The following is a 20,372-nucleotide window of genomic DNA, read 5'->3' on the forward strand; positions in this document are numbered from 1 at the left end:
AGACCGCACATGCGTTCGATGCTTTCCAACCGGTTCCGCGGCCAGCGCCGCGGGGCCGCGGGCTTCACCCTGATCGAGCTGATGGTCACCGTGGCGGTGATCGCGATTCTGGCGGCGGTCGCCTACCCGTCCTATCAGGACCAGATCCGCAAGTCGCGGCGTGCGCAGGCCAAGGCTGACATGGTGGAGTACAGCCAGAGGGCCGAGCGCTTCCATACCGTCAACAACACCTATGCGGGATTCACGCTGGCTGCGACCCAGACCCCCCGCGAGGGCGGCACGGCGTGGTACGCGCTCACCATTCAGCAGACCCAGGCCACATTCACCATCACCGCCACGCCCCAGGGCATGCAGACCAAGGACAAGTGCGGCACGCTGACCATCAACCAGGCCAGCGTCAAGACGCCGGCCGAAGCGACGGTATCCGGCTGCTGGTAACGCGGAACGGGGCAGGGTGTTGCATCGTCACGCAGCAACCTCTAGAATTCGCCTCCCCGCCCGAATAGCTCAGCCGGTTAGAGCACTTGACTGTTAATCAGGGGGTCGTTGGTTCGAGTCCAACTTCGGGCGCCAGATTCTGCAGAAGCCGCGAGAAATCGCGGCTTTTGTCGTTTTCGGCATTTGCCTCGGCAGCGCCGCCGTTCAGGGGCAGGGTTCGTGGGTGCGGTGGGTCTGGGATCGCGCGCGTCCGTGGTTGTTCACGATCACCTCGCCACGTCGCTCGCCGCGCACACACAGGGCGATGGTGAGGTTGCTGCCCAGGCTGCGCCCGTTCGCGCCATAGCGCAGGTAAGGGCGCCCGGACGTGGCGCTGGCGTGGACGCCGCGCGCGCGCTGACCGGGCTGGTAATGCAGGACATCGTCGGCACCGGCGGGCTGATCCTGGCGGCGGTGGTCGCGGTAGATCAACCACCCCGCGCTCCAGTCCTGGCTGCACTGCCGCCCATCCTCGCTCGCGCACACGCTGACGGCGTGGCGGCGGCTGATCGCGGTGCTGCGCGCGGCGGCGAACGCGGACAGCAGTTGCATCCGCATCGTGTCCACGCGGGCCCGGTCAAGCACATCCTGGAAGCCGGGCAGGGCCAGCGTGGCCAGCGCCGCCAGCAGGCCCAGCGCCAGCAGCAGCTGGATCAGGGACAGGCCGAGCGCATGCAGAGGGGGGCGGGTAACCGGGCGCATCGGGAACGTCCTGAACGGCGGAGGTATCCACAGTGCGGGGCCCGCGCGCTGGGCGGCATCGGCACATGCCGGCCCCTGGCCTCGGTACACCCCTCAGCCAGCCGTCACCAAGGCCCCCGGTATACTGGAGGGCCCGGGTAGTGGCGGCACCATGAGCGATCGCTTTGAACTTGTATCCCCGTACTCGCCGGCCGGTGACCAGCCCGCGGCGATCGAGAAGCTGACGGCCAACTTCGAGGCGGGTGTCGCCAAGCAGACCCTGCTTGGCGTGACCGGCTCCGGCAAGACCTACACCATCGCCAACGTGATCCAGCAGGTGCAGAAGCCGACCCTGGTGATGGCGCCGAACAAGACCCTGGCCGCGCAGCTGTACGGTGAGTTCAAGGCGTTCTTTCCGCACAACGCGGTCGAGTATTTCGTCAGCTACTACGATTACTACCAGCCGGAAGCCTACGTACCGTCGTCGGACACCTTCATCGAGAAGGACAGTTCGATCAACGAACACATCGAGCAGATGCGCCTGGCCGCGACCAAGACGCTGCTGTCGCGGCCCGACGCGATCGTGGTGGCCACGGTGTCGGCAATCTATGGCCTGGGCGCCCCCGAGGACTACCTGTCGCTGCGCCTGATCCTGTCCAAGGGTGAGCGCATCGACCAGCGCGATCTGATCAACCACCTCACCCAGCTGCAGTACACGCGCAACGAATATGAACTGCACCGCGGCACGTTCCGCGTGCGCGGCGAAGTGATCGATGTGTTCCCGGCCGAGTCGGACAGCGAGGCGGTGCGCATCGAGCTGTTCGACGGTGAGGTCGAGCAGATCAGCATGTTCGACCCGCTCACCGGCGAGAGCCTGCGCCGGCTGCAGCGCTACACCGTGTATCCCAAGACCCACTACGCCACCACACGCGAACGGGTGCTGGCGGCGGTGGATACGATCAAGGCCGAACTCAAGGTGCGGCTCGAGCAGCTGTACGAGCAGAACAAACTGGTGGAGGCGCAGCGCCTGGCCCAGCGCACCCAGTTCGACCTGGAAATGATGGCCGAAGTCGGGTTCTGCAACGGCATCGAGAACTACTCGCGCCATCTCACCGGCAAGGCGCCGGGCGAGCCGCCGCCGACGCTGTTCGACTACCTGCCGCCGGATGCGCTGCTGGTGATCGACGAGTCGCACGTGACCATTCCGCAGATCGGCGCGATGTTCAAGGGCGACCGTTCGCGCAAGGAAACGCTGGTGGAGTTCGGCTTCCGCCTGCCGTCGGCGCTGGACAACCGTCCGCTGCGCTTCGAGGAATGGGAGGCACGCTGCCCGCGCAGCATCTATGTGTCGGCCACGCCCGGGCCCTACGAACTGCGCGAGGCCGCGGATGAAATCACCGAACTGGTGGTGCGTCCGACCGGTCTGATCGATCCGGTGGTGGAAATCCGCCCGGTGGGCACCCAGGTCGACGACCTGATGAGCGAGGTCAACGAGCGCATCAAGCTCGGTGACCGCGTGCTGGTCACCACGCTGACCAAGCGCATGGCCGAGAACCTGACCGAATACCTCACCGAGCACGGCATCCGCGTGCGGTATCTGCACTCGGACATCGATACCGTCGAGCGCGTGGAGATCATCCGCGATCTGCGCCTGGGCAAGTTCGACGTGCTGGTCGGCATCAATCTGCTGCGCGAAGGTCTGGACATGCCCGAGGTGTCGCTGGTGGCGATTCTCGATGCCGACAAGGAAGGTTTCCTGCGCTCGACCGGCTCGCTGATCCAGACCATCGGCCGCGCGGCACGCAACCTGCGCGGCAAGGCGATCCTGTACGCCGACCGCATGACCCGTTCGATGCAGGCGGCCATCGACGAGACCGACCGTCGCCGTGCCAAGCAGGTGGAGTACAACGAACTGCATGGCATCGTGCCCAAGTCCGTCCTGCGCCCGATCACCGACGTGCTGGAAGGCGCGCGGTCGGAAGCAGCGGAGAAGGAAAGCCGGGGCAAGGGCAAAGGCAAGGGAAGTCGCATCGCCGAGGAAGCGGTGGATTACCGGACGCTGGAACCGGCGCAGATCGCCAAGCGGCTGCAGGCGCTGGAGCAGCAGATGTACCAGCACGCGCGCGATCTGGAGTTCGAAGATGCGGCCCGTGTGCGTGACCAGATCCGCCAATTGAAGGAGGCCAGCCTCGGCTGAACAACGCATTGTGAAAAATCTTCACAAAAGTGTTGCTCTTCCCAGACGACGTCCGTAATATACGCGGCCTGCACCGACGCATTCGCGGCAGCGCAGAACGAAACGGGCGGTTAGCTCAGCGGTAGAGCACTACCTTGACATGGTAGGGGTCACAGGTTCGAACCCTGTACCGCCCACCACTTAAGTACCTGAGCAATCAGAGGAAAAAGTGGATACGAACAAAGCCGGCCCTTGGGTCGGCTTTTTCGTTTTGCGCGGTCCGGTGCCCAGCGCCGCACCGTGTGATGTCCGCGCCGCGCGATGTCGCGGGCGATCACTGCATTCCCCGGGCTATCCCGACGCAGACCTGCCCCCGTGCCTGATGGCGGCGGCGAGGGTGCCGGCAGACGATGCTGATTCCGTCGCCGTGCCGATCCACATGCCACGCTCGTCCTCCGTCGTGTCCGCCGTTCCCTTGCCGGTGTTCGGCAAGGCCTGTGCCGCCAGCCTGCTGGGTGGCGTGTGCGCGGTCGTGTTCGCACCGCTCCTGCTGCCGGTTGCGCTGGGGTGGTGCTGCGTTGTGGTCGGCGTGTGTGCCTGGGCCGGATGGCCGCGCGGGCGCTGCTGCGGTGCGTTGCTGCTCGGTGCGGGGTGGGCCGCGCTGCATGGCCACGCCGGGTTGGCGGCGCAGCTGCCGGCATCGACTGTGCCTGCCGAGTACGCATTGCGCGGGCGGGTGGTGGATCTTCCGCAGCACGGCGAACGCAGCACGCGGTTCCGCTTCCGCATCGACGATGACGCCGGCATGCCTGTGCCGCTGCGTGGGCGTGATGTCACGCTCAGCTGGCACGATCCGGCGAAGTCGCAGGCGCAGCGCGGCCGTCATGCGCTGCGTGCCGGTGCGCGCTGGGCGTTGAACGCACGGCTGCGCCCGCCGCGTGGGCTGCGCAACCCGGGCGGTTTCGATGCCGAGCGCCACGCGTTGCTGCAGGGCGTGGCCGGCAGTGGCTACGTGACGACGCCGCTGCAGGCGCGTGCGCTGGGCCTGCCGACCGGTCTGCCGGCGTGGCGCGAGCGCATGGCGTTGGCGATCGCCGCACAGGTGCGTGGCGACGGCCGCCGCTTCATACAGGCGCTGGCGCTCGGCGACACGCGCGGCCTGACCCCGCGTGACTGGGACGACCTGCGCGCGCTGGGCTTGACCCACCTGGTGGCGATCTCCGGGTTTCATGTGGGCCTGGTGGCCGGCGTCGCGGCCTGGCTGGCGGCGCTTGCGTGGCGGCTGCTGCCGGGATTGGCGCGCTGCTGGCCGCGACCGTTGGCGGCGGCGCTGGCGGCGGTGGCCGGCGCCGCACTGTATGCCGCGGTCGCGGGCTTCGCGCTGCCCACCGTTCGCACGGCGCTGATGATCGCCATCGTCGCCGCAGCGCGCTGCGCCCGGCGCAGGTCCACCGTGGGGCAGGCGCTGGCGCTGGCTGCGCTGGCGGTGCTGCTGTTCGATCCGCTGTCGGTGCTCGCACCGGGCTTCTGGCTGAGCTTCGCCGGCGTGCTGTGGCTGGTGTGGTGCCTGCCGGGCACGGACCGGCATTGGCTGGCCGCCTTTCTGGGTGCGCAGGGTGTAGCGGCGCTGGGGCTGCTGCCATTGACCGTGGCCTTGTTCGGGCAAGCCTCGCGGGCAGGCCCGCTGGTCAACCTGCTGGCGATCCCCTGGTGGAGCCTGGTCGTGGTGCCGCTGGCGTTGCTCGGCACTGCGCTGGAGGCGCTGTGGGGCGGCGCGGGACGGTGGCCGTGGCAGCTGGCCGCGTGGTGTTTCGACGCCAGCTGGTGGCTGTTCGGCCACGTCGCCAGCCGCCCGCTGGCATTGTGGTGGCTGCCGCAGGCCGGCCCGGCCGCGCTGGCGCTGGCCGTGGCGGGCGTGTTCTGGCTGCTGATGCCACGCGGTGGCGGCGGCCGGCTGCCGGCGCTGGCGCTGTGCCTGCCGTTGCTGTGGCCGGCGCGGTCGCTGCCGGCCGATGGGGAGGTCGAACTGCTGGTGGTCGACACCGGGCAGGGCCTGGCGGTGCTGGTCCGCACCCGCGCGCATGCGCTGCTGTACGACGCGGGTCCGGCACTTCCGGGCGGGTTCGATGCAGGCGAGCGGGTGGTCGTGCCCGCGCTGCACGCACTGGGCATCCGGGCGCTGGATCGCGTGCTGCTCAGCCACGGTGACCTCGACCACGCCGGGGGCCTGCCCGCCGTTCGGCGGGCGCATCCCGGCGTGCCGCTGATGGCGCCTGCCGGCGCCCTCGCCGTGCCGGCGGCGGCGTGCCGGCGCGGCGAGGGCTGGCGCTGGGACGGCATCGACTTCCGGCTCCTGCATCCACCGGCCGGGCAGGGCGGGCGCGGCAATGCCGCCAGCTGCGTGCTGCGCATCGGTACCCCACACGGGGCAATCCTGCTGCCCGGCGATATCGGCCGCCGCGAGGAGGAGGCACTGCTGGCGCACGACGCACCCGGCCTGGCCGCCCGGGTCGTGGTGGCGCCGCATCACGGCAGCGCCGGATCGTCCACGCCCGCCTGGGTGGATGCGGTGGCACCGCAGCTGGCGCTGGTGTCGGCCGGGCATGGCAACCGGTTCGGTCATCCGCGGGCCGAGGTGGTGGCGCGCTGGCGGGCGCGGGGGGCCGAGGTACTGACCACCGCCGACAGCGGCGCGCTGCGGGTGTGGCTGGGCCGGGAGGGCCTGCACGTGCGTGAACAGCGGCTTTTCCAGCGTCGTTGGTGGGATGCCGCGGAGCGGGCACGGGCGACTGCTATCCTATCGACAGTCAAACAGGCGGCCGCAGGGCCAGAGGGTTGAAACGTGTGGGAACTGGTCAAGGCCGGTGGCTGGCCGATGGTGCCGCTGCTGCTGTTGGGCGTACTGGCTTTGGCGATCGTCCTGGAGCGTTTCTGGACGCTGCGTCGCAATGAGGTCCTGCCTCCGGGGCTGGGCCAGGAAGTGCGCAACTGGGCGGCCCGCGGCAAGCTTGATCCCGGTCACATCCAGTCCCTGCGGGCCAATTCACCGCTGGGCGCGCTGCTGGCTGCGGCGCTGGAAGCCCGCAACCGCCCGCGCGACCAGATCCGCGAGCGCATCGAAGATGCCGGCCGTCACCTGGTGCATCGCATGGAGCGCTTCCTGAACGCCCTGGGCACCATCGCCTCAGCCGGTCCGCTGCTCGGCCTGCTGGGCACGGTGGTCGGCATGATCCAGATGTTCCTGGGCATCCTCGACCACGGCGTGGGCGATGTGAACCAGCTGGCCGGTGGTATCGGCAAGGCGCTGGTATGCACGGCCACGGGCATGATCGTGGCGATCCCGGCACTGATGTTCCACCGCTACTTCAAGGGCCGCATCAACGGTTACGTGATCGAGATGGAGCAGGAAGCCAGCGCGCTGCTGGATGCGCTCGATGCGCGTCCCGGCGTGATGACCACCGCCGCCCGTCCGGCCGCCGCTGCGCCGGCCACGGGCACGCCCGTGACGGTCAAGGGCTGACGGATGCGTATCCGCAATGACCGGACCCAGGACGAGCCGCATATCGACCTGGTCCCGCTGATCGATGTGATCCTGGTCCTGATCATCTTCTTCGTGGTCACCACCACGTTCGATGCGCGCTCCACGCTGCAGGTGCAGCTGCCGACGGCCAGCCAGCAGAACAGCGCCGAGCCGCCGCGTGCGCTGAGCGTGCTGGTGAATGCCGAAGGTCGCTATTTCATCAACGACCAGGAAGTGCTGCGTACCGACGTCGAGTCGGTCAAGCAGACCATCGCGTCGGTCGCCGGCACCGATCGCGAGCAGACGGTGCTGCTGCGCGCCGATGCCCGTACTCCCTACCAGGCGGTCGTGACCGCACAGGATGCGCTGGGCCAGCTCGGCTTCCGGCGCATCGCCATCGCAACGGCCCCCGAGGTGCGTCCATGAGCAACAAACACGCGCCGGTCTGGCCGATCTACAAACGCCTGCTGGGCTACACGCGCGCCTACTGGGTGTTCATGGTCGCCGCCGTCATCGGCATGGTGGTCGAAGCCCTGGCCGGCTATCACTTCAGCAAATTGATGGAACCGCTGGTCAACCGCGGCTTCGTCAATCCCGAGCCGCGCATGGCGGTGATTCTGCCCCTCACCATCCTGGGGCTGTTCGTGGCGCGCAGCGCGGCCACCTTCGTCAGCGACTATGCCCTGGCACGCACCGGCCGCAGCGTGGTGCGCGACCTGCGCGAGCAGGTGCTGGAGAAGTACCTGCACCTGCCGTCGTCGCATTTCGATGCCGAGTCCACGCCGGTGATGGTCAGCCGCCTGAACTTCGATACCGAGCAGGTCACCCAGGCCAGCGCCGACGCGCTCAAGACCCTGGTGGCCGACACGCTGACCATCATCGCGATGCTGGTGGTGATGCTGCAGATGAGCGTCAAGGTGACCGTGGCGATGCTGGTGGTGGTGCCGCTGATCGGCGTGATCGTCTCGTTCGTGGGCAAGCGCTACCGGCGCATCAGCCGCGGCATCCAGGACGGCATGGGAACGATGGCGCAGACGGCCGAGCAGTCGCTGTCCGCGCAGCAGGAAGTGAAGGTGCACGGCACCCAGGCGCATGAGATTTCGCGCTATGCACGCCTGGCCAACCGCATGCTGGGCCTGAACATGAAGGTGGAAACCACGCGCGCGGCAGCGTCCAGCGTGGTCCAGTTCCTGGCCGCGCTGGCGTTGGCGGTGATCGTGTGGGTGTCCACCCGCGAAGCGCTGGCCGGGCGCCTGAACGCAGGGCAGTTCATGGGCCTGATGATCTCCATGACCGCGATCATTCCCTCGCTGCGTCGCCTGACCAGCGTGCAGTCGTCGATCGCGCGCGGCGTGTCGGCCGCAGAACGCCTGTTCTCCATCCTGGACATGCCGGTCGAGCGCGATCAGGGGCTGACGCGCATCGGTCGCGTCAAGGGCGAGCTGTCGTTCGAGCACGTGATGCTGCGGTATCGCGAAGACACCGGCATTGCGCTGGACGACATCAGCTTCGTCGCCCGGCCGGGCACGGTGACCGCGATCGTGGGCCGTTCCGGCAGCGGCAAGACCAGCCTGATCCGGCTGGTGCCGCGCTTCTATGAACCCAGCGGCGGGCGCATCACCCTCGATGGCGTGGCGCTGGACGACTATCCGCTGGCCGATCTGCGCCGCCAGGTGGCGATGGTCGGGCAGAAGGTCATGCTGTTCGACGATACGGTGGGCGCCAACATCGCCTACGGCATGGACGCCAGCGAAGCGCAGATCCGCGCCGCCGCCGAAGCCGCCAACGCGTGGGAGTTCATCGAACGGATGCCGCAGCAGCTGCAGACGCCGGTCGGCGAGAACGGCGCGCTGCTGTCCGGTGGCCAGCGCCAGCGTCTGGCCATCGCGCGCGCGATCCTGCGTGATGCGCCGATCCTGATCCTCGACGAGGCGACCGCGGCACTGGACAACGAATCCGAGCGGCTGGTGCAGGATGCACTGCAGCGCCTGATGCCCGAGCGCACCACGCTGGTGATCGCCCATCGCCTGTCCACCATCGAGCACGCCGACCAGGTGCTGGTGATGGACCACGGCCGCATCGTCGAACGCGGTACCCACGAAGAACTGCTGGCGCTGGGCGGCCTGTACGAACACCTGCACAAGATGCAGTTCCGCGAAAGGCAGCCCTGATGGCCGGCAAGGGAACCCAGACTCCGTCGTACTGGTATGACGGCAGTCCGGTGCCGTTGCCGGCGCGCCTGCTGGCGCCCCTGTACGGCGGCGCCATCGCGCTGCGGCGGCTGCTCTACCGGCGCCGCTGGTTGAAGCGACACAGTCTGCCGGTACCGGTGATCGTGGTGGGCAACGTCACTGCCGGCGGCACCGGCAAGACGCCGCTGACCATCGTGCTGGTCAACCGCCTGCGCGAGGCCGGGTGGAAGCCCGGCGTCGCCAGCCGTGGGTATGGCCGCGACGAGGCGGGCACGCCGCGCTGGGTGGAGGCGGCAACCTCCACTGCGTTGGGCGGTGACGAACCGGTGCTGATTGCCTGGAAGACCGGCGTGCCGGTACGCGTGGATGCCGACCGCGTGGCCGCCGGCCGCGCACTGGTCGAGGCGGGCTGCGACATCATCGTCTGCGACGATGGCCTGCAGCACTACCGGCTGGCCCGCGACATCGAGATCGAAGTGGTCGATGCCCAGCGCCGCTACGGCAACGGGCGGCTGATTCCGGCCGGTCCGCTGCGCGAGCCCGCCAGCCGCGCGCGCGACTGCGACTTCCGCGTGGTCAACATGGGCCAGGCCAGCGATGGTGCAGACGCCTTGCCGGCCAGCGGTTTCGGCGAGTGGCCGATGCAGCTGCATATCGATAGCGCCCAGCCGCTGCAGGGCGGGCGCGCACGTACCCTGGCGCACTTCAAGGGCCAGCGCGTGCATGCGGTGGCCGGTATCGCCCATCCGCAGCGGTTCTTCGACATGCTGCGCGCTCACGGTATCGGCGTGGTGCCGCACGCATTTGCCGACCATCACGCCTACCAGGCGTCGGACCTGCGTTTCGGCAGCGAACTGCCGGTGCTGATGACCGAAAAGGACGCGGTGAAGTGCAAGGCCTTCGCCACGGAGTGGCACTTCGCCGTGCCGCTGGCGGCCGAGTTGCCGGCCGCCTTCTGGGTGAACCTGCTGGACCGGCTGGACAAGCTCGGCAAGCGTTGACGGGCAGGGTGCCGGCTGCGGCACACTGTCCCCATCATTCCGCCGGTCACGCGCCGGCCGTCCCGCACCGCCGCTGCGCAGAGGTCTTTCATGAGTGCTCCCCTCGATTTCGTCGTCGCCATTCCCGCGCGCTTCGCGTCCACCCGTCTGCCCGGCAAGCCGCTGCGCCTGATTGGCGGCGAGCCGATGGTCCTGCGTGTGGCGCAACGCGCGCTGCTGGCCGGCGCGCGCGAGGTGTGGGTCGCCACCGACGATGAGCGCATCGCCGCCGCGCTGGCGGGTCTGGACGGGGTGCGCGTGGCGATGACCGCAGCCGACCATGTGTCGGGCACCGACCGCCTGGCCGAATGCGCGCTCAAGGCCGGTTGGGCCGACGACACCGTGGTGGTCAACCTGCAGGGTGACGAGCCCTTTGCGCCCGCCGACGGCATCCGCGCCGTGGCCGAGGCACTGGTCTACAGTGGTGCGGTGATGTCCACCCTGGCGACCCCGATCGAGGACGCCGACACCCTGTTCGATCCGAACGTGGTCAAGGTGGTGCGCCGCGAGAACCTGGACGCGCTGTATTTCAGCCGCGCACCGATTCCGTGGCATCGCGATGCCTTCGCGCAGTCGCGCCAGACCCTCTCCGGGTCGCACTGGCTGCGCCATATCGGCATCTACGGCTACCGCGCCGGCTTCCTGCGCCAGTTTGCCGCCCTGCCGCCGGGCGCGCTGGAGCAGCTGGAATCGCTCGAACAGCTGCGCGTGCTGGAGGCCGGCCACCGGCTGACCGTCGCGCTGTCGCCGGCTGTGTTCCCGCCCGGCATCGATACGCCCGAGGACCTGGTCCGCGCGGAGGCGTGGTGGAGCGCGCAGGCGTGAAGCTGCTGGTGGTGTGCCTGGGCAACATCTGTCGCTCGCCGATGGCCGAGGGCGCGTTGCGCGCGCGTCTGGCGGCGTCGCCGCTGGCGGGCCGGGTCAGCGTGGAGTCGGCCGGCACCGGCGACTGGCACGTCGGCGAGCCACCGGACCGGCGCGCCATCGCCTGCGCCGCGCGGCATGGCGTGGATATCGCCGGCCTGCGCGCGCGCCAGCTGCAGCGCGTGGATTTCGACCGCTTCGATCACGTCTTCTGCGCCGATGCCAACAACCTGCGCGATGCCGCGCGGCTGGCCAGCGCGGCCGGGCAGGCACGCCTGTCGCTGTGGCTGCCGTGGGCCGGGATCGACACCCCGGCCTCGATCCCGGATCCGTACACCGGGGGCGAGGATCATTTCGAGCAGGTCTGGGCCCTGGTGGACGCGGCGGCCCAGGCGACCGTGGCACGACTGTTGCATGACGCCGACTCCGGCATAATCGGGGCATGAACGTCCAGCCCGTCCAGGATCTCCCCGAGTTCGCCACCTGGCTCAACGCCGCCCCGACGACCCTCGCTGAACTGCAGGGCCGGCCCGTGGTGCTTGCCTTCGTCAACGCCGCCTCGGTGTGGTGCGCGCAGCGCCTGACCGAACTGGCGCTGTGGCAGTCGCGCAATCCCGGCAAAGTGCAGCTGCTGGTGCTGCAGGTGCCGCGCTTCGACTGCGAACGCGACCCGGCGCAGTCGCTCAAGCTGCTGCGGCGGCAAGGGCTGACCGCGCCGGCGCTGCTGGATGCGGACTGGGACGGCTGGCGGCGCTTCAACGTCACCGCCTGGCCCACGCTGGTGCTGCTGGATGCCCAGGGCCGCGAGCGCGAGCGCCTGGTCGGCCTTGGCGGTGAGCTGGAGCGCACCCTCAACGGGCTGTGCGAAGGCGCGACACGACCGCTCGACGACGAGCTCAACGTGCGCCGCGAGCTGCATCCCGAGCCCCGCCTGCCGCTGAGTTTCCCCACCGGGCTGGCGGTGACCACCGAACGCCTGTACATCGCCGACACCGGCCACCATCGCGTGCTCGAGTGCAGCCACGGGGGGCGCGTGCTGCGCCAGTTCGGTCTGGGCACCGCCGATTTCATGGACGGTGGCCCGGGCGAAGCCGCTTTCAACCGGCCGCAGGGGCTCGCGCTGGAGCGCGAGTGGCTGTACGTGGCCGACACCGGCAACCATGCCCTGCGCCGCATCCATCTGATTTCCGGCCAGGTCGACACGCTGTGCGGCACGGGCCGTCCCGGTGAGCCGATCGAAGGGCCGGTCGCCGATCCGCGCCGCAGCCCGCTGAACCATCCGCTGGGCCTGGCGGTGGCCGACAACCAGATCCACATCGGCATGGCCGGCGACAACCGCATCTGGAGCTATCACCTGGGCCAGCGCGCGCTGAAGTGGCGTGCCGGTTCGGGGGCCATCGAAGAGCGCGATGGCGGTGGTCACATGGCCGCGTTCGCGCAACCGACCTCGCTGGCGGCGGTGCAGCAGGCACTGTATGTATGCGATGCGCTGGGCTCGTCGATCCGCGCGATGCAGCTGCGCGGCGATCTGGTGCAGACCCTGGTCGGGCAGGGCATGTGGTCGTTCGGCGACGAAGACGGCCCGCGCGCCACTGCGCGCCTGCAGTACCCGCAGGCGATCGCGCTGAGCCCGGATGCGCCGCTGCTGTGGATCGCCGATACCGGCAACGGCCGCCTGCGCACGCTGCGCCTGGGCGGCGGCGAACTGAGCACGCTGGAACTGCCGCGCCGCCTGCACGGCCCGGCCGGCCTGGCCCTCGGCGGCGGGGCGGTATGGATCGCCGAGACCGACGCGCATGCCGTGCTGCGGTTCGATCCGGTCAGCGGCGTTCTGAGCGACGTCCCGATCAGCGAATGACTGTTTCCTCCGCCCCCGCCTTCGACGGCAAGGCATTCGCGGCCCACCTGAGCACCGCCCCCGGCGTGTACCGCATGTATGCCGCCGACGACACGCTGCTGTACGTCGGCAAGGCGCGCGCGCTGCGCAACCGCGTCGGCAGTTATTTCAACGGCACGCCCAAGTCCACGCGGATCATGTCGATGCTGTCGCAGGTTGCGCGCATGGACGTGACCGTGACGCGCTCGGAGGCCGAAGCGCTGTTGCTGGAAAACCAGCTGATCAAGTCGCTGTCGCCGCGCTACAACGTGTCCCTGCGCGACGACAAGACCTACCCGCACGTGCTGCTGACCCGCGAGGACTGGCCGCGCATCGCGCTGCACCGGGGGCCGCGCGCGGTCCCCGGGCGCTACTACGGCCCGTACCCCGGCGTGACCGCCGTCCGCGACACGCTCAACCTGATGCACAAGCTGTTCAAGCTGCGCAGCTGCGAAGACAGCGTGTTCCGCAACCGCTCGCGCCCCTGCCTGCAGTACCAGATCGGTCGCTGCAGCGCGCCGTGCGTGGACCTGGTGGCCGCCGACGACTACGCCGAGTCGGTGCGCCGCGCGTCGATGTTCCTGGACGGCAAGAGCGACGAGCTCGCACGCGAACTGGGCACGCAGATGCAGGCCGCCAGCGAGGCACTGGAGTTCGAGCAGGCCGCGCGCCTGCGCGATCTCATCACCGCACTGCGCAGCATGCAGACCCGCCAGTACGTGGATGGCCGGGCCGCCGACCTGGACGTGCTGGCCTGCGCCACCCAGGGCGCCAATGCCTGCGTGATGCTGCTGGCCTTCCGTGACGGCCGCAACCTGGGCACGCGGCCGTTCTACCCGCGTACCAACGGCGAGGAAAGCGCCGACGAGGTGCTGGGCGCATTCGTCTCGCAGTACTACGCCGAGCATTCGCCGCCGCGCGAGATCCTGCTCGACCGCGAAATCCCCGATGCCAGCCTGATCGAATCGGCGCTGTCGGCCTCGGCCGAGCACAAGGTCCAGCTGCGCTGGAACGTGCGCGGCGAGCGTGCCGGCTATGTCGAACTGGCCAGCCGCAACGCGCAGATCACCCTGGTCAGCGAGCTCACCAGCCGCAGCGCCCAGCATGCGCGCAGCGAAGACCTGCGGCAGATGCTGGGCCTGGCCGAGCCGGTCAAGCGGGTGGAGTGCTTCGACATCAGCCACACGATGGGCGAGGCCACGGTGGCCTCCTGCGTGGTGTTCGATGCCAGCGGCCCGGTGCGCAGCCAGTACCGCCGCTTCAACATCAGTGGCATCGAGCCGGGCGACGATTACGCCGCGATGCGCCAGGCCATCGACCGCCGCTTCCGCCGTGCGGTGGAGGAGGATGGCGTGCTCCCGGACCTGCTGCTGATCGACGGTGGCGCAGGCCAGTTGGGCCAGGCCCAGGCCGCCCTGGCTGATCTGGGTGTGGAGGGGGTGATGCTGGTGGGCGTGGCCAAGGGCGTGGAGCGCAGGGCAGGGCACGAGGCACTGGTGCTGCCGGATGGCCGCGAGCTGCGTCCGGGCGCGGCGTCGCCGGCCCTCCAGTTCATCCAGCAGGTGCGCGATGAAGCCCACCGCTTCGCCATTACCGGCCACCGTGGCCGCCGCCAGAAGGCGCGGATGACCAGCAAGCTGGAGGATATCGCGGGTATCGGCCCGCGCCGCCGCGCGAGTCTGCTCAAGCATTTCGGGGGCCTGGTTGGCCTCAAAGCGGCCGGCGAGGCGGAAATCGCCAACGTGGAGGGCATCAATGACGCCCTCGCTGCACGCATCTACGCTAACCTTCATGGACTGCCCACGCCCGACGCGGCGGGCGAGTAGAGAGACGCAATGAAGTTGACCCTCCCCACCTGGCTGACGCTGCTGCGGATCGTGATGATCCCGGTGCTGGTGCTGGTGTTCTACCTTCCCTACAAGTGGACCAATTTCGCCTCTGCGGCGATCTTCGGCCTGGCCGCATTGACCGATTGGCTGGACGGCTGGATCGCGCGCCGCTACGACCTGGCCTCGGCGTTCGGCGCCTTCCTCGACCCGGTCGCGGACAAACTGATGGTGGCCGTGGCGCTGTTCCTGATCGTGCAGGGCCATCCCACGCCGTGGATGGCGTTCTGGGCCGCTGTGATCGTCGGCCGTGAAATCGCCGTGTCGGCGCTGCGCGAGTGGATGGCCGAGATCGGCCAGCGTGCCAAGGTGCGCGTCGCCCTGATCGGCAAGATCAAAACCACCGCGCAGATGGTCGCGTTGCTGTGCCTGCTGTACTCGGTGGCACCGCACACGCCGATGCACGAGATCTGGATGGGCGAGGTCGTGTTCCACATCGGCGACTGGACGCTGGCGATTGCCGCCGTGCTGACCCTGTTCTCGGGCCTGCAGTACCTGCACGCGGCCTGGCCGAGCCTGCGTGAAGACGAGCGCGCCGCGCGTGAAAGCGCCAAGGCGAAAAAGAATGGCTGAGGGCTGTTGACAGCACCGCGTTTGGCTGTAGAATTTCGCCTCCCAAGCGGGAATAGCTCAGTTGGTAGAGCGCAACCTTGCCAAGGTTGAGGTCGCGAGTTCGAGTCTCGTTTCCCGCTCCAGATACCGGTTTTCAAGGCAGTTCATCGCGTTGAAGCCCAACAGAAAAAGCGACCGGAAGGTCGCTTTTTCTGTTTCTGCGGTCAACACACGCGTGTCAGGGCGGCACGGGCGATGCACTGCCGCCGCAATCATCCTCCACCACCAGTCGCTCCTCACGGATGCCCACGCAGCGCTGGACGAGCGTGTCCTCCTGCAGGGCCGCAAAGCGCACCAGCCACGGCGCGGGCAGCGGGTGGAAGGCGGCGGCAGGTCCGTCGGCCAGATCAACCGCCAGGTCGATCGAATCCAGGCAGCTCTGCAGCACCATGAAATCGAGCTGGACCAGTGCGCCGTTGCGCACTCCAAGCAGCAGAAGACCGTCTTCCTGCCCTGCGCCGCAGTAGCCCATCGGGGCACCGGGGCGCGATGCGGCGCTGATGAACAACAGCAGGCTGCTGTCCGCGTCCGTTGCGGCCGCGTGGCGGCCCAGTGCCATCACGGTGTCCGATCGGGACAGCGCGTCGCGCAGCGTCGGGTTCACCCGCAGATCGGTCGTGCCGGCAGCGGACAGCAGCTGCGCACTGCCGGTGGCGCTGTCGATGCGCAGGCGTGCACGGCTGCCATCCGCCAGCGCTACGGTGAGGGACGGCGGTGCCGCCAGGGCTGGGAACGCGGCGGCGATGCACACGCCGAGGAGTCCGGTGAGAAGGCGCTTCATGGCGCGGATTGTCACACGGGGTCATGCGGCACGCGCGCCGACGTGTCGCTTCATACCCGCTTCACCGGTACTTCATGGCCTCTCCCCGGGCGATCGCGATCCTGCGCATCCTACGAGCGCAGGACGACATACCGATGGAGACCGCTTCTTCCGCCGCCGACTACGATCTGGTCGTGGTGGGGGCCAGCTTTGCCGGCGCCGCGTGCGCGCTGGCGGCGGCGCAGTACGGCCTGCGTGTGTGCGTGCTCGAGCGCAAGGCCGATCCCGGCGCGCGCCTGCACACCACCGGCATTATCGTGAAGGAGGCGATCGAGCAGACCTGGCTGCGGCGCGTGCCCGAGGCGCTTCTGCAGCGGGTGGAGCGGGTGCGGCTGTATGCGCCCAACCTGCGTAGCGTGCTGCTGGCCGCGCCGGGCTACTACTTCATGACCACCGACACCCCGAACCTGCTGCGCTGGCTTGCGGGCGAGCTGCGCGCCAGTGGGGTGGACCTGCGCCTGGCGCAGTCCTTCACCCAGGCGCGGCGCGATGGCGCTGGCTGGCAGGTGGACGGCGTGGGACGCAGCCGCTATCTGGTGGGCGCCGATGGCGCCACCTCGCGCGTGGCGCAACGGACTGGGCTCGGCAGGGTGCGGGACACGCTCTACGGCGTGGAGCACGAGTTTGCCGGCATGCAGTTGCCCGAGGCCGGCGCGCTGCACTGCTTCGCCAGCCGGCGCTTCGCGCCCGGCTACATCGGCTGGGTCGCACAGAATCCGACCGGCGTGCAGGTTGGGCTGGCGCTGCGCCATGATCCCGCCCGCGCCCGGCAGCCGGACCTGGACGGCTTCCTGGCGCACGTCCGCGACGTGGTCGGCCTGCCCGCCAGCGCCCGGCCCAGCGCCACCCGCGCAGGACTGGTGCCCTGCGGGGTGCCGGATGGCCCGATCGCCGCGCCCGGCGTGATGCTCACCGGCGACGCCGCCGGCATCGTCTCGCCGCTCTCGGCCGGGGGCATCCATTCCTCGTGGCGGCACGGCTGGACCGTAGGCGATGCGATCGCGCTGCATCTGCGCGGGCAGGGGCCGGTGCCGGAAATGGTGGCGGCGCGTGCGGCGCCTCGGTTCCGCGCCAAACGGGTTCTGCGCTGGGCAATGGATCACCTGCAGATGGACTGGCCGCTCAATCTGGCCCTGCAGTCGGGCGCGATGCGGAGGGTGGCCGAACAGGTGTATTTCCATCGGCGCGGGATGCGCGTGTAGGCGCGGCACACCGCGTGGCACGATCGTGCCACGTCGGCTGAACAAGCATGTTGACGGCGTGAAGGAATCCCGACACAATAGCGCTCCTTCGACGCAGGTCGAGGGGCCGACAGCCTCCAGCACCTCCGGGTGCGATGCAGTCGGGGCAGGCGAAAGTCTGCGGGAATAGCTCAGTTGGTAGAGCGCAACCTTGCCAAGGTTGAGGTCGCGAGTTCGAGTCTCGTTTCCCGCTCCATATTTCGACAGGGCCCCCCAGGGGCCTTGTTTTTCTCCGCGGTGGCACGCGGGCATCCCATGCGACGCAGTCGCGGCGGATGTGAAATAAAGTGTGAAAAAGCTGGTGTGTTACGCGCGGTTTCGGTAACATACACGCTTGATTTTGCGGGAATAGCTCAGTTGGTAGAGCGCAACCTTGCCAAGGTTGAGGTCGCGAGTTCGAGTCTCGTTTCCCGCTCCAAATCCTGACCAGGCCCCGTTCTCGGGGTCTTGTCATATAGGGTCACCGGCCTGGTGGCAGAGTGGTCATGCAGCGGACTGCAAATCCGCGTACGCCGGTTCAATTCCGACCCAGGCCTCCATCTTGAATCAAACAGAAAGCCCGCCGAAAGCGGGCTTTTTGTTGTTTGCGTGATGTGCCGCGCGGGTGGTCGTGCAGCGCTTTGCCGATCCTGTCGGTATGAACGCTTCAGGCATTGCCTGCTTCCCGTGGCGGGAATCGTGCCAGCATGATGCTCTGCTTCAACCTGGATGTGCCCGATGCCCCTGCGTGCGATCGCCTATGTCAGTGAGGCGCGTTCCGGCCTCTCCACCACCGCGCTGGAGACCCTGGTCGAGGATGCCACCCGCTTCAATGGCGTGGCCGGCGTCACCGGCGTGCTGCTCTACGACGGCGGGCGTTTCCTGCAGTACTTCGAAGGGCCCGATGATGGGGTGTCGGCGGTGTACGAACGCGTCCTGCAGGCGCGCAGCCATGAACACCTGGTCGAACTGGCGCGCGGCCGCGTTTCCAGCCGTGCGTTCCCCTATTGGGGCATGCGTTGGCTTGGCGTCGAACCCGGCCTGATCCGGCAGTTGAGTGCCGGCGACTGGCTGGGCTTCGCGCACCACCTGCATCAGGGCCCTGCGGTGACCGCCGGCATGGGGTTGCTGGTGCAGGTCGTCGCACCGCACGTGCCGCCTGCGCTGCTGGACCAGCACGCGCGGTAGTTCACGCGCGGCGGCAGCCTGCCCGTAGATTCGTCCGTATCCGATGGAGTGCGCGCCCTCCCGGCGGTAGCGTATCCCCGTCGGCGCACCTTCCCATGCGCCGGCCTCCGGCGCGTATCCGACTCTCCCTGGTCGTTTCCCCTCTGCGCGTGACGCCCCGCTGGGCATCGTCGTGACCGGACCTTTTGGGTTGCCTGCCGTTGCCGTGTGCGGCGTACGGCCGCCCCGCTGACATATCGCTGTCAACGACCAGGGGAGATGATGGCCTCGGGCAGATGCATCAAGATGAATGGTTCAGGTGTCTTGATGCGGGGCCGGTCGCGGCGATTGACTTGGCGCAAAGACCGTGCAAGCTTGAGGTGAACCAGGGGTGAAGCGTTCGTCTACGTCGCAATCACGCGGGTTATCGACACCACGCAGGGCAAGTCCACCGGAGGTCGTATGCAATACGGCGCACATGGCTTGGCTGAGGGAGTGCGGACCGAGCTGGAAGCCAGTTATGTCAAACATGGCTGTGGCCCGGAATTCTGGACAACATACCAGCGGGTGCTCGACCGGCTGGTACCACAAGGCACCTCGCGCACGCGGGTGACCAACGAACTGGCCCTGATCATCGAACAGCTGGGTATCGTGCGTCGCGCGCAGATGGTGCCGCCGCGCAGCCCGGGGCGCCCGCGCGCACGTTGACCACCGGGCGGGGAGTCCGGGGCGCAGGGGAGATCACCACCATTGCCAGCCGATGCACAGCAGCGCCAGCAGGCAGGCGCTGGCGGCCAGCGTGCGCGGACGCCACCAGCGCCGCCGTTGCTGCTGGGCACGGCGCGGGCTTTCGTAACGGATCAGTCCCTGCGGGAACTGCCATGCCCGCATCTGCTGGTTGCAGGCGTCCACGCAGGCGCCGCAGGCGATGCAGTCGGCCTGCGGACCGGAGCGGATGTCCAGCCCCATCGGGCAGGCGCGCACGCATGCGGCGCAGTCCACGCAGTCGCCCAGCCGGTCGGCGCTGAAGTGCGGCATGGGGCCGGCGATGTCGGCATGCGCGGCGCGGAAGGCGTAGTCGCTGGCGCTGACCGGATCGAGCAGACCGCGGCCGCGCTCGACCACGCCGCCCTGTCCGGCCGGCCGCGGACCGCGCGGCTCACCGCGGCGTGCGTCGTAGTGCATGCGCGGGGTATCGACGTCGCAGAAGACGGCCTGCACCCGCGCGTAGGGACAGAGATAGCGGCACACCTGCTCACGCAGGAAGCCGGCATTGCCCCAGGTGGCGAGCGCATAGAACAGCACCCAGAAGCGTTCCCAGCTGCTCCATGCGGGCTGCCACAGCGTGGCGACCAGCGTATCGATGGGGGTGAAGAAGCCCACGAAGGTAATCCCGGTCCACAGTGCGACGACGGCCCACAGCAGGTGTCTGGCCGCCCGCGCGGCCGCCGGCCAGGGCACCGCGCGCGCGGTGATCCGGTCTATCCAGCCGAACAGGCGGCTCCACAGCGTCTGCGGGCAGACGTACCCGCACCATAGCCGGCCGCCGAGGTTGGTCAGCAGCACCAGGCCGGTCGCTGCCACCGCCAGCGCGCCCACGACCACCCAGGCGTCCTGCGGCCACAGGGTCATGCCGAACAGATCGAAGCGCCGGGCCGGCAGATCCAGCAGCAGCGCCTGGCTGCCGCGCCAGCGCAGCCAGGGCAGGGCGTAGAAGACCGCCAGCAGTGCCAGCGACAACAGCGGCCGCCAACGCGGCGGCGCGCGCCGGCGCTCCGTCCCGGCAGGCGCAGGCAACGGTGCAGTGTCCACCAGGTGCAGGGGAACCCGTCGCGGCATGT

The 20,372-nt window shown here is 68.9% G+C and carries 17 protein-coding genes, 6 tRNA genes and 1 pseudogene; 21 read left to right on the forward strand and 3 right to left on the reverse strand.

The window, feature by feature from the left end:
- Window positions 1-9: 9 nt before the first annotated feature.
- The gene (locus ACO6VK_RS11770; RefSeq protein WP_422507360.1) at window positions 10-438 is read left to right on the forward strand and encodes a type IV pilin protein; all 429 of its coding nucleotides are present in this window, start codon (window positions 10-12) and stop codon (window positions 436-438) included.
- A gap of 58 nt (window positions 439-496) precedes the next feature.
- Window positions 497-573 (forward strand) — tRNA-Asn (locus tag ACO6VK_RS11775).
- A gap of 69 nt (window positions 574-642) precedes the next feature.
- Here the strand turns inward: ACO6VK_RS11775 and ACO6VK_RS11780 are convergent.
- A complete protein-coding gene (locus ACO6VK_RS11780) occupies window positions 643-1,179 on the reverse strand; it encodes a GspH/FimT family protein (protein WP_422507362.1) in 537 nt (178 codons plus the stop codon).
- Window positions 1,180-1,330: 151 nt separating this feature from the next.
- Here ACO6VK_RS11780 and uvrB point away from each other — a divergent pair, with 151 nt between their 5' ends.
- The 13 genes and pseudogenes from uvrB (at window position 1,331) to ACO6VK_RS11845 (ending at window position 15,407) form a co-directional block, all read left to right on the forward strand.
- On the forward strand, window positions 1,331-3,355 hold the full coding sequence (gene uvrB, locus ACO6VK_RS11785) for an excinuclease ABC subunit UvrB (protein WP_422507364.1): 2,025 nt from the start codon (window positions 1,331-1,333) through the stop codon (window positions 3,353-3,355).
- Between the two features lie 104 nt (window positions 3,356-3,459).
- Window positions 3,460-3,534: transfer RNA gene (locus ACO6VK_RS11790), tRNA-Val, on the forward strand.
- A gap of 239 nt (window positions 3,535-3,773) precedes the next feature.
- A pseudogene (locus ACO6VK_RS11795) lies at window positions 3,774-6,286 on the forward strand (DNA internalization-related competence protein ComEC/Rec2).
- A complete protein-coding gene (locus ACO6VK_RS11800) occupies window positions 6,177-6,854 on the forward strand; it encodes a MotA/TolQ/ExbB proton channel family protein (RefSeq protein WP_422507366.1) in 678 nt (225 codons plus the stop codon). Before ACO6VK_RS11795 ends, ACO6VK_RS11800 begins: the two are co-directional and overlap by 110 nt.
- A gap of 3 nt (window positions 6,855-6,857) precedes the next feature.
- The gene (locus ACO6VK_RS11805) at window positions 6,858-7,280 is read left to right on the forward strand and encodes an ExbD/TolR family protein (protein ID WP_422507368.1); all 423 of its coding nucleotides are present in this window, start codon (window positions 6,858-6,860) and stop codon (window positions 7,278-7,280) included.
- On the forward strand, window positions 7,277-9,025 hold the full coding sequence (gene msbA, locus ACO6VK_RS11810; RefSeq protein WP_422507370.1) for a lipid A export permease/ATP-binding protein MsbA: 1,749 nt from the start codon (window positions 7,277-7,279) through the stop codon (window positions 9,023-9,025). Before ACO6VK_RS11805 ends, msbA begins: the two co-directional genes overlap by 4 nt.
- Window positions 9,025-10,047, forward strand: a complete 1,023-nt coding sequence (gene lpxK, locus ACO6VK_RS11815; protein WP_422507372.1) for a tetraacyldisaccharide 4'-kinase — start codon at window positions 9,025-9,027, stop codon at window positions 10,045-10,047. Before msbA ends, lpxK begins: the two co-directional genes overlap by 1 nt.
- Before the next feature lie 90 nt (window positions 10,048-10,137).
- Window positions 10,138-10,911 carry a 3-deoxy-manno-octulosonate cytidylyltransferase gene (gene kdsB, locus ACO6VK_RS11820; protein ID WP_422507374.1) on the forward strand — a complete coding sequence of 258 codons (774 nt, stop codon included), beginning with the start codon at window positions 10,138-10,140 and terminating at the stop codon, window positions 10,909-10,911.
- Complete coding sequence (locus ACO6VK_RS11825; protein WP_422507376.1) at window positions 10,908-11,396, forward strand: low molecular weight protein-tyrosine-phosphatase; 489 nt, start codon at window positions 10,908-10,910, stop codon at window positions 11,394-11,396. The genes kdsB and ACO6VK_RS11825 overlap by 4 nt, the downstream gene beginning before the upstream one ends.
- Complete coding sequence (locus ACO6VK_RS11830) at window positions 11,393-12,808, forward strand: hypothetical protein (protein ID WP_422507378.1); 1,416 nt, start codon at window positions 11,393-11,395, stop codon at window positions 12,806-12,808. The genes ACO6VK_RS11825 and ACO6VK_RS11830 overlap by 4 nt, the downstream gene beginning before the upstream one ends.
- Window positions 12,805-14,652 (forward strand): excinuclease ABC subunit UvrC, encoded by a 1,848-nt coding sequence (gene uvrC, locus ACO6VK_RS11835; protein WP_422507380.1) that lies wholly within the window; start codon window positions 12,805-12,807, stop codon window positions 14,650-14,652. The genes ACO6VK_RS11830 and uvrC overlap by 4 nt, the downstream gene beginning before the upstream one ends.
- Before the next feature lie 9 nt (window positions 14,653-14,661).
- A complete protein-coding gene (pgsA, locus tag ACO6VK_RS11840) occupies window positions 14,662-15,285 on the forward strand; it encodes a CDP-diacylglycerol--glycerol-3-phosphate 3-phosphatidyltransferase (RefSeq protein WP_422507382.1) in 624 nt (207 codons plus the stop codon).
- 46 nt (window positions 15,286-15,331) lie between these two features.
- Window positions 15,332-15,407 (forward strand) — tRNA-Gly (locus ACO6VK_RS11845).
- A gap of 95 nt (window positions 15,408-15,502) precedes the next feature.
- On the opposite strand, the gene ACO6VK_RS11850 is transcribed toward ACO6VK_RS11845, so the two are convergent.
- Entirely contained in the window at window positions 15,503-16,105 is a 603-nt protein-coding gene (locus ACO6VK_RS11850; RefSeq protein WP_422507384.1) for a hypothetical protein, read from the reverse strand.
- Between the two features lie 134 nt (window positions 16,106-16,239).
- On the opposite strand from ACO6VK_RS11850, the gene ACO6VK_RS11855 reads away from it, so the two are divergent.
- The 6 genes from ACO6VK_RS11855 (at window position 16,240) to ACO6VK_RS11880 (ending at window position 19,239) form a co-directional block, all read left to right on the forward strand.
- On the forward strand, window positions 16,240-17,346 hold the full coding sequence (locus tag ACO6VK_RS11855; protein WP_422507503.1) for an NAD(P)/FAD-dependent oxidoreductase: 1,107 nt from the start codon (window positions 16,240-16,242) through the stop codon (window positions 17,344-17,346).
- A 159-nt stretch (window positions 17,347-17,505) separates the two neighbouring features.
- Window positions 17,506-17,581, forward strand: a tRNA-Gly gene (locus ACO6VK_RS11860).
- Window positions 17,582-17,727: 146 nt separating this feature from the next.
- Window positions 17,728-17,803, forward strand: a tRNA-Gly gene (locus ACO6VK_RS11865).
- A gap of 47 nt (window positions 17,804-17,850) precedes the next feature.
- Window positions 17,851-17,924, forward strand: a tRNA-Cys gene (locus tag ACO6VK_RS11870).
- Window positions 17,925-18,102: 178 nt separating this feature from the next.
- Window positions 18,103-18,552: a BLUF domain-containing protein gene (locus ACO6VK_RS11875; RefSeq protein WP_422507386.1), complete on the forward strand. Its 450-nt coding sequence runs from the start codon at window positions 18,103-18,105 to the stop codon at window positions 18,550-18,552.
- Between the two features lie 441 nt (window positions 18,553-18,993).
- Window positions 18,994-19,239, forward strand: coding sequence for a hypothetical protein (locus tag ACO6VK_RS11880; RefSeq protein ID WP_136006325.1), 246 nt, complete (start codon window positions 18,994-18,996; stop codon window positions 19,237-19,239).
- Window positions 19,240-19,272: 33 nt separating this feature from the next.
- On the opposite strand, the gene ACO6VK_RS11885 is transcribed toward ACO6VK_RS11880, so the two are convergent.
- Complete coding sequence (locus ACO6VK_RS11885) at window positions 19,273-20,370, reverse strand: 4Fe-4S dicluster domain-containing protein (RefSeq protein ID WP_422507388.1); 1,098 nt, start codon at window positions 20,368-20,370, stop codon at window positions 19,273-19,275.
- Window positions 20,371-20,372: the final 2 nt, after the last annotated feature.

This window comes from Stenotrophomonas sp. GZD-301, assembly GCF_049310345.1.
In the GTDB taxonomy this organism is placed as follows: domain Bacteria; phylum Pseudomonadota; class Gammaproteobacteria; order Xanthomonadales; family Xanthomonadaceae; genus Stenotrophomonas.